The sequence below is a fragment of the Flavonifractor sp. An4 genome (assembly GCF_002161755.1).
Classification (GTDB): Bacteria; Bacillota; Clostridia; order Oscillospirales; family Oscillospiraceae; genus Flavonifractor; species Flavonifractor avicola.
Genome location: NZ_NFIL01000013.1, coordinates 62,319 through 69,393 on the forward strand (window position 1 = coordinate 62,319; position 7,075 = coordinate 69,393).

Consider the following 7,075-nt stretch of genomic DNA (forward strand, 5'->3'; position numbering starts at 1 on the left):
GCGTAGAAAGGAAGTCATTCTATGAAAACCATCCGCATCGGCAGCGGCGCCGGCTATGCCGGCGACCGCCTGGAGCCCTCCCTGGAACTCATCGAGAAGGGCAATCTGGACTACATCAGCTACGAGTGTCTGGCCGAGCGCACCATCGCTATCGGCCAGCAGGCCAAGCTGAAGGACCCCGCCAAGGGCTACAACGGCCTGCTGGAGCACCGCATGGAGAAGGCCCTTCCCCTGTGCTGGAAGCACAAGGTCAAGCTCATCACCAACATGGGCTCCGCCAATCCCCAGGCCGCCGCTCAGAAGTGCGTGGAGATCGCCCGCAAGCACGGCCTCACCGGCATGAAGATCGCCTGCGTCACCGGTGACGACCTGCTGCCCGTCATCGACAAGTACATGGACACCGAGGTGTGGGAGAACCATAAACCCCTGAAGGAGCTCCCCGGCGAGATTGTCTCCGCCAACGCCTACATGGGTGTGGAGGGTATCCTGAAGGCCCTGGACATGGGGGCCGACGTGGTGATCACCGGCCGGGTGGCCGACCCCGCCATCTTTATGGCACCCATGATCCATGAGTTCGGCTGGTCCCTGGACGACTGGGACAAACTGGGCAAGGGCACCATCATGGGCCACCTGCTGGAGTGCGGCGGCCAGGTCACCGGCGGCTACTTCGCCGAGCCCGGCAAGAAGGACGTGCCCGGCCTGGGCCACCTGGGCTTCCCCATCATCGAGGTGGCCGAGGACGGCTCCTTCTTCGTTACCAAGGTGCCCGAGGCCGGCGGCATGGTCACCGTGGAGACCTGCTCCGAGCAGATCTGCTATGAGATCCACGATCCCGAAAACTATCTGACCCCCGACGTGGTGGCAAACTGCAAGAACATCACCTTCACCCAGGTGGAGAAGGACAAGGTGGCGGTCACCGGCATCACCGGCAAGCCCAAGACCGAGACCTTCAAGTGCTCCATCGGCTACAAGGACTGCTTCATCGGCGACGGCGAGATCAGCTACGGCGGTCCCGGCTGCGTGGCCCGGGGCAAATTGGCTCTGGAAATCCTGAAGGAGCGGCTGGAACTGGTGGCTCCCAACGTGTTTGATGAGCTGAAGTTTGATCTCATCGGCTGCAACAGTCTGTATTGGAACCCCGACTACCAGTACAACCAGGAGCCCAGCGAGGTGCGGGTGCGGGTGGCCGGCCGTGCCAAGACCAAGGCTGAGGCCGACCTCATCGGCAACGAGGTGGAGGCTCTCTATACCAATGGCCCCGCCGGCGGCTGCGGCGCCGTCAAGCGCACCCGGGACATCGTTTCCGTGGCCTCCATTTTGGTGAGCCGCTACGACGTCAAGCCCGAGGCCGAGATCTTCACCGTCTGATACTGGGACAGAAAGGAAGCATTTGCTATGAAACTCTGGGATATTGCACACTCCCGTACCGGCGACAAGGGCAACATCTCCAACATCTCCCTCATCGCCTACGACCCCAAGGACTACGACCTGCTCAAGGAGAAGGTCACCCCTGAGAAGGTGAAGGAGCACTTCAAAGGCATGGTCAAGGGCGAGGTGGTTCGCTATGAGCTGCCCAACATCCACGCCCTCAACTTTGTGATGTACGCCGCCCTGGGCGGCGGCGTCACCCGCTCCCTGTCCGTGGATATGCACGGCAAGGGCCTGTCCTCCTACCTGCTGGACATGGAGATCTGATCTCTCCCTGTTTCTCCCTATTTTCCCTCATAAAAAGCGCTGGGCGCGGCCAAATGGCCGCGCCCAGCGCTTTTTGTGCCCATTACTCCGCCAGCAGATCCTGCTGGTCCGGGTGGCTGTCAAACCACTTGACGGCATAGGAGCAGGTGGCCACCGCCTTCATGCCCCGGCCGCGAATCTGGTCCGCGGCCCCCTGCACCAGCTGGCCCGCCACTCCCTGGCCCCGAAGGGAGCCATCCACAAAGGTGTGGTCGATGTTGGCCACGCCGGGCCGGTCCTCCGGGAAGGTGATCTCAGCGATCAGCTTGCCCTCCTCATTCTCGGCCCACAGCCGGCCAGGCTTACTCTGAAATTCCATGGGGCTTCCTCCTTTATTTTAAAAATGGCGAGGGCGGGTGCGAATCGAACACACCAGGACGGGAACGCCGTCCCCAACGGTTTTGAAGACCGCGGGGCTCACCAGATACCCTTCCGCCCCCATATGGCGGGGAGTTACAGAAATCTCCGCCCCTCCCCGATTTTTTGGGTGATTCTCACCCGGTCCCAGTATTCCAGCAGCAGCAGGGCATACTTGCGGGAGATCCCCAGCTGGTCCCTGGCCTGGGCCAGAGTGAACATTTCTGTGCCGAACCGGGCCTTCATCCTGTTTTGCGCCTCCAGGCAGCTCTCTCCCCAGGCCCGCACCTTGGGGGACAGCGGGGTCAGCACCCCCCGGTCGGCCAGGGCTCTGCCTGCCCGGCGGCAGGCTGCGGCCCCACCAGGGAAAGCCCGCTCTATCTCCTCGTTGGCGGGGGGCTCCAGTCCAGCAGCCCGGTAGATCTCACATAGTTTCTCCTCCAGCTCCGGGTCGCTTTCCGGCGCTGGGGGCGGCGGCGCTTCTCTGACCGGTTCCGCCGGGCGGGGCAGTTCCTTCCCCGCCGCCAGGGCGGCCAGCCGGGTCAGCCGGGCATGGTCCATCCGTCCCTTGGCGGGGGGCTCCAGGTCCAGAATTACCCCACCCCCTACGGTGACTACCGGAGAGAAGAAGCGAACTACAAACCGATCCCCCCGCAGCGCCGCCAGAGGCTGGTCCAGCCGCAGCTGGGCAAAGCCCTCCTCTCCCGGCTCCAGCTTGTCCCGGCCCAGCAGGATACACCGGCACATCAGCGCCCGCCCGCCGTGGTGGAGATGGAGGGTGGAATTGTTTTTGACGGCATAGGGGGCCTGAGGCAGCACCTTCAGGGCCATATCCAGCCGCTGGGTGAGAGTAAGCCCCTCCGCCGGGGCCAGGGTGTCCCCACGGGACACCTCCCCACGGTCCACCCCCGCCAGATTCACCGCCGCCCGGCTGCCGGGGGCCAGCTCCTCCTGATCGGTACCGTGGCTCTGGAGGCCCCGCACCCGGGCCATCCTGTCCCCCGGCCACAGGCGCACCCTGTCCCCCCGGCGGAGGGGGCCGCCGGTGAGGGTGCCGGTGACCACTGTGCCGCTGCCCGCCACCGAAAAGACCCGGTCCACATGGAGGCGATAGTCTCCTCGGTTCGACCGCTCCGGCGTCTTTTGGACCAGCTCAGCCAGGGCTCTCTTCAGTTCATCCAACCCCTCCCCTGTCACCACCGAGGTGGGGATGATGAGGGCGTCCTCCAGAAAGGTGCCCTTCACCAGGGCGCGCACCTGCTCCTCCACCCCCGGTTTGATGCCCAGATCGGCCCGGGTGAGGGCGATCACGCCCCCTTTCAGGCCCAGCAGGGACAGGATGGCCAGATGCTCCCGGGTCTGGGGCATGGGGCCCTGGTCAGCGGCTACAGCCAGCACCACCAGGTCCATACCGGCACAGCCGGACAGCATGGTGGGCACAAATTTCTCATGGCCGGGCACATCCACAATGCTCACCATCTGTCCCCCCGGCAGGGTCAGGGGGGCAAAGCCCAGCTCGATGGTGAGGCCCCGGCGGCGTTCCTCCGCCAGCCGGTCGGTGTCCACCCCGGTGAGGGCCTTCACCAGGGCGGTCTTGCCGTGGTCCACATGGCCCGCGGTGCCCAGGATCATGGCCGTTCTCCTTTCCACGCCCCCAGGGCATCCCGGATGATATTTTCCTCCCCCGGCAGCAAGGTGCGCACGTCCAGCAGCAGCCTCCCTTTATGGATACGCCCCAGTATGGGGGTGGACCAGCCCCGGAAGAAGGCCTCCAGCTCCGCCGCCGGGTCCAGGGCTGCCGCCCAGGAGGGCAGCTCCTCCCCAGGCAGGGTGCCGCCCCCCGCCTCCCCGGCGGTCTCCACCACCTCACAGGGGCAGAAGGGCGTAAGCAGAGCGGCCAATCTCTCAGCCTTTTGCCGCAAGTCCCGGGGCCGGGTCTCCAGCATGGCCCGGGCAGGGACGGACACCCCGTCCCGCCAGTCCCGCAGGGTGGCCTCCAGGGCCGCCAGAGACAGCTTGTCCAGCCGCAGGGCGCGAGCCAGGGGGTCGGTTTTCAGCCGCCGGATGGCCTCCTCCTTGCCCACCAGGATACCCGCCTGGGGTCCGCCCAGCAGCTTGTCCCCGGAGAAGCACACCACGTCGGCAGCTGCCGCCCACTTCTCCACAGTGGGGTAGTCCTGAGGCCAGGGGCCGGGGCCCAACGCTCCGCTGCCCAGGTCGCACAGCAGAGGAACCTGGTAGCGGGCCGCCAGGGCGGCCAGCTCCTCCACCCCCACGCTCTGGGTGAAGCCCACCACCTTGAAGTTGCTGGGGTGAACCTTCAGCAGGGCCTGGGCCTCCCCGCTCTCCAACACCCGCTGGTAGTCGGACAGCCGGGTCTTGTTGGTGGCCCCCACCTCCACCAGCCGGGCGCCGCTGCGGGCCATCACGTCGGGCACCCGGAAGGAGCCGCCGATCTCCACCAGCTCTCCCCGGGAGATGGCCACTCCCATGCCGGGAGTGAGGGCAGACAGCATGAGCAGCACCGCCGCGGCGTTGTTGTTCACCGCAAAGGCTCCCTCCGCCCCGGTGAGCTCCTTTAGCAGCTCCTCTACCCGGCCGGTGCGGCTGCCCCGCTTGCCTGCGGTCAGGTCGTACTCCAGGTTGGAGTAGCCCTCCGCCGCCTGGGCCACCGCCTCCGCCGCCCTTCGGCTGAGCGGGGCCCGGCCCAGATTGGTGTGGAGGGCAACGCCGGTGGCGTTGACCACCCGGCGCAGGCCGGGCCGGGCCAGTTCTTCTGCCGCCTGCCGGGCCCGCTGGGCCAGGATATGCAGCTCAGGCACCTGAGTCTCTCCCGCCCGGATGGCCTGGCGCAGCTGGTCCAGCACCCGGTTGGCCCCCGCCTTCTGAGCGGAGCGGGGCAGGCCGCTGTCCACCAGGGCCGGACTGGCCAGCAATGCGTCCATCCGGGGCAATACTGACAGGTCTGATTTGCCCACAACATCACCTCCCTACCATGACATTTGTTTGCAGTATACCACAGTTTTTCCCGTTCAGGCATATAAACTTTTTGGTTTTCAGAAACAGGGGCAAAAATATGTGTAAGACAAGGTAACATTCTAATTGACAGGTTACTTACCCTGCGGTTATCATGCTGTTAGTGAAATTGGAAGAGGAATGATGATTGGAAGGAGTGTTGACCAATGCGCGTATTTGAAACCAGCGTACAGGAACTCAAGCATGAGGTGCTGCGTTCCGTGGCCCGGCTGGCCTGGAACGACGATCTCCAGACCGGTATTCTGGATATTCCCGAGGAGATCATCCCCGGCCCCGAGGCCAAAATGCGCTGTTGTATTTATAAGGAGCGGGCCATCATCTCTCAGCGTGTGAAGATGGCCATGGGCGGCGACAAGACCAACCCCAACCTGGTGGAGGTGCTGGACATCGCCTGCGACGAGTGCCCCGTCACCGAGATCACCGTGGGCCCCTCCTGCCGGGGCTGTATCGCCACCCGATGCGTCCACACCTGTCCCAAGGACGCCATCACTGTGGTGGACCACAAGGCCCAGATCGATCACAAGAAGTGCATTACCTGCGGCAAGTGTATCACCGCCTGCCCCTACGGCGCCATCGAAAAGAAGACCCGTCCCTGTGAGCGGGGCTGCAAGGCGGGCGCCATCTCCATGGGCGAGGACAAGAAGGCCTTTATTGATCCCTCCAAGTGCACCTCCTGCGGCGCCTGTATCTATCAGTGCCCCTTCGGCGCCATTATGGACAAGTCCTTTATCGTGGACGCCATTCAGATGCTCCAGGGCGCAGAGAAGTGGGGCTTCAACGTCTATGCCGCTGTGGCGCCCTCCATCGCCGGCCAGTTTGCCCCCGCCGACCTGGGCCAGGTGGTCACCGGCCTGAAGATGCTGGGCTTCCACGACGTGGTGGAGGTGGCCCTGGGCGCCGATATGACCGCCAAGACCGAGGCCGGTGAACTGGAGGAGAAGGGGATGCTGGCCTCCTCCTGCTGCCCCGCCTTTGTGGACTATGTGGAGAAGAACTTCCCCGACCAGGCCCATCTGATCTCCGAGACCCCCTCTCCCATGATTATGGCCGCCCGGTACATCAAGCGGAAGGACCCCTCCTCCAAGGTCATCTTCATCGGGCCCTGCGTGGCCAAGAAGATGGAGATCAAACTGGGCAAGACCATGGGTGCGGTGGACATCGCCCTCACCTTTGAAGAGCTGTACGCCATGTTTGAATCTCAAAACATCGACGTGTCCAAGCTGGAGTATACCGAACTGGATCAGGCCAGCGGCTTTGGCCGTTCCTTTGCCCACAGCGGCGGCGTGTCCGCCGCCGTGGCCCAGGCCCTGAAGGAGCGGAACAGCTCCTTCCAGGCCAAGCCCCTGCCCTGCAGCGGCTTTGAGGCCTGCAAGCTGGCCTTCCTGAAGGCCGCCAAGGGCATCGGCGATTTCAACTTCATCGAGGGCATGGCCTGCGAGGGCGGCTGTGTCCAGGGCCCCGCGCAGCTCATCCGCTCTTCCAAGAACCAGGGCGATGTGGACCGTCACGCCAAGCAGGCCGAGGGCCGCACCATCGAGGGCGCTGTGGCCGAGGCAGAAAAGCTGCCTGAGTCCCAGGATTGATCCTCATTCTGTCCCATCAAACCGTCAGACAGGAAAACCTGTCTGACGGTTTTTTCTATGGATTCCAAATGAAACCATCCTCCGGCCTGCATAGGCAAAAGAAACCTGCGGATACTAAGAGGCGTAACCACAACCGCAGGAGGAGAATCGACATGAAAGCGACTGGTATCGTGCGCCGGATCGACGATCTGGGGCGCATCGTGATCCCCAAGGAGATCCGCCGCACCATGCGGATCCGGGAGGGCGACCCCCTGGAGATTGACCAGGGTCAGGAACAGCTCTTCCATGGCAGGACCTCCTTATTTTTCGATGATGCGGCGGATTTCCTCTACCTCTTTCTCAGTCAGAGATTGCCTGCGGGCGAA

7 protein-coding genes and 1 tRNA gene are annotated in these 7,075 nt (G+C 64.1%); 4 read left to right on the forward strand and 4 right to left on the reverse strand.

Going from position 1 to position 7,075, the window contains the following annotated elements:
- Positions 1 to 21 precede the first annotated feature (21 nt).
- Entirely contained in the window at positions 22 to 1,368 is a 1,347-nt protein-coding gene (locus tag B5F94_RS07705; RefSeq protein ID WP_087329159.1) for an acyclic terpene utilization AtuA family protein, read from the forward strand.
- A gap of 27 nt (positions 1,369 to 1,395) precedes the next feature.
- The gene (locus tag B5F94_RS07710; RefSeq protein WP_087189376.1) at positions 1,396 to 1,695 is read left to right on the forward strand and encodes an AtuA-related protein; all 300 of its coding nucleotides are present in this window, start codon (positions 1,396 to 1,398) and stop codon (positions 1,693 to 1,695) included.
- A gap of 82 nt (positions 1,696 to 1,777) precedes the next feature.
- Here B5F94_RS07710 and B5F94_RS07715 read toward each other — a convergent pair whose 3' ends face one another.
- The 4 genes from B5F94_RS07715 to selA form a co-directional block, all read right to left on the reverse strand.
- Positions 1,778 to 2,053 carry a GNAT family N-acetyltransferase gene (locus B5F94_RS07715; protein ID WP_087329161.1) on the reverse strand — a complete coding sequence of 92 codons (276 nt, stop codon included), beginning with the start codon at positions 2,051 to 2,053 and terminating at the stop codon, positions 1,778 to 1,780.
- Positions 2,054 to 2,078: 25 nt separating this feature from the next.
- A tRNA-Sec gene (locus B5F94_RS07720) sits at positions 2,079 to 2,174 on the reverse strand.
- Positions 2,175 to 2,187: 13 nt separating this feature from the next.
- Positions 2,188 to 3,723, reverse strand: a complete 1,536-nt coding sequence (gene selB / locus B5F94_RS07725; protein ID WP_087329163.1) for a selenocysteine-specific translation elongation factor — start codon at positions 3,721 to 3,723, stop codon at positions 2,188 to 2,190.
- A complete protein-coding gene (selA, locus tag B5F94_RS07730) occupies positions 3,720 to 5,069 on the reverse strand; it encodes an L-seryl-tRNA(Sec) selenium transferase (protein WP_242965627.1) in 1,350 nt (449 codons plus the stop codon). The genes selB and selA overlap by 4 nt, the downstream gene beginning before the upstream one ends.
- Positions 5,070 to 5,273: 204 nt before the next feature.
- Here selA and B5F94_RS07735 point away from each other — a divergent pair, with 204 nt between their 5' ends.
- Positions 5,274 to 6,710, forward strand: a complete 1,437-nt coding sequence (locus B5F94_RS07735; RefSeq protein WP_087329164.1) for a 4Fe-4S dicluster domain-containing protein — start codon at positions 5,274 to 5,276, stop codon at positions 6,708 to 6,710.
- A gap of 152 nt (positions 6,711 to 6,862) precedes the next feature.
- The coding region (locus B5F94_RS16895; RefSeq protein ID WP_242965628.1) for an AbrB/MazE/SpoVT family DNA-binding domain-containing protein at positions 6,863 to 7,075 on the forward strand (213 nt) is incomplete at its 3' end.

Coding starts and splice junctions, on each gene's coding strand:
- B5F94_RS07705 (WP_087329159.1), top strand. CDS start 22: ATGAAAACCATCCGCATCGGCAGCGGCGCCGGCTATGCCGGCGACCGC.
- B5F94_RS07710 (WP_087189376.1), top strand. CDS start 1,396: ATGAAACTCTGGGATATTGCACACTCCCGTACCGGCGACAAGGGCAAC.
- B5F94_RS07715 (WP_087329161.1), bottom strand. CDS start 2,053: ATGGAATTTCAGAGTAAGCCTGGCCGGCTGTGGGCCGAGAATGAGGAG.
- selB (WP_087329163.1), bottom strand. CDS start 3,723: ATGATCCTGGGCACCGCGGGCCATGTGGACCACGGCAAGACCGCCCTG.
- B5F94_RS07735 (WP_087329164.1), top strand. CDS start 5,274: ATGCGCGTATTTGAAACCAGCGTACAGGAACTCAAGCATGAGGTGCTG.